The organism is Candidatus Obscuribacterales bacterium, from assembly GCA_036703605.1.
Taxonomy (GTDB): Bacteria; Cyanobacteriota; Cyanobacteriia; order RECH01; family RECH01; genus RECH01.
Window position 1 is genome coordinate 1 of sequence record DATNRH010000769.1, and the last position, 1,050, is coordinate 1,050.

Annotated in this window: 1 protein-coding gene; it reads right to left on the reverse strand. The window is 51.8% G+C overall.

The genetic code is table 11. From position 1 onward, the window contains the following. Positions 1–178 precede the first annotated feature (178 nt). On the reverse strand, positions 179–1,050 hold an 872-nt coding region (locus V6D20_15960; protein ID HEY9817275.1), incomplete at its 5' end, for a 4-hydroxythreonine-4-phosphate dehydrogenase PdxA.

Here is a 1,050-nt window from a genome sequence, read left to right on the forward strand (position 1 = left end):
ATCCTAAAGCATGAACTAAACATTACCAAGTAGATTAATACGCTCCACCACACAAAAACCCGATGAAGTCACTCGCCCAACTCGATAAGCAACGACTTGATCATATCGGCCTTCGACCCAGCTAGTACAACCTTCCAATGCATCAGAAACAATTCGAACCAGTACTGGCTCATATTCATTAGCTACCCTTAGCTATATTTTTCAGAGCCTGAATCACCGCTGCAGGTGTCGCCAGGCCCATACCTGCAATATCCAAAGCACTCCCATGGGCAACAGAGCCAAACAATACAGGCGTCCCTATGGTGATTGCCGATGCCTGTCTTGGTGACGCAACTTTAATCGGAATGTGCCCCTGGTCGTGGTACATGGCGAGATAGGCATCGAACTCACGATCGGCAAACAGCGCATCAGCCCCATAGGGCCCATGGGCGTTAATACCCTCTTCAACCGCATCGTCTAATGCTGATTGTATGAAGAGTCCTTCTTCTGTCCCCATTAATCCCCCCTCGCCAGCATGGGGGTTTAATCCGCAAACGCCAATGCGTCCCCCTGGCAAGCCAAGGGCAATGAGTGCATCTCGTGTCGCTCGCAAGGCGTTCAGGATTAAAGGTCCATCCAATCGTGATAGAGCCTCTTTCAAGGGTTCGTGGAGCGTAACATTCACCACGCGATAGACCGGTGACATCAGCATCAGGAATGTTTTATCAGCCGGGGTACCCGTCAACTCTGCTACCAACCCTGGATAGCCCCGGAAATGGATACCAGCGGCGTTGACAGCGGCCTCTGTGTGAGGTGCTGCAACAACGGCAGTGACTGACTGACTCATCGCCAGTTCAATCGCGGCTTTCGCATAGCGATAGCAGGCCAGTCCTGTCACGGAACTCACTTTCCCAAACTGAAAGCTCTGGTCTTCAAGTGACGGGACCACCTGAAGCGGAACCTGTCGACCATTGGGTAGGGAAATGGAACTTTCACCGACCGATACCGGCAACTGGCAAGCTTCAATATGGCGCTTAAGTGGTTCAACCTCACCAACAACGATCAGGTCCA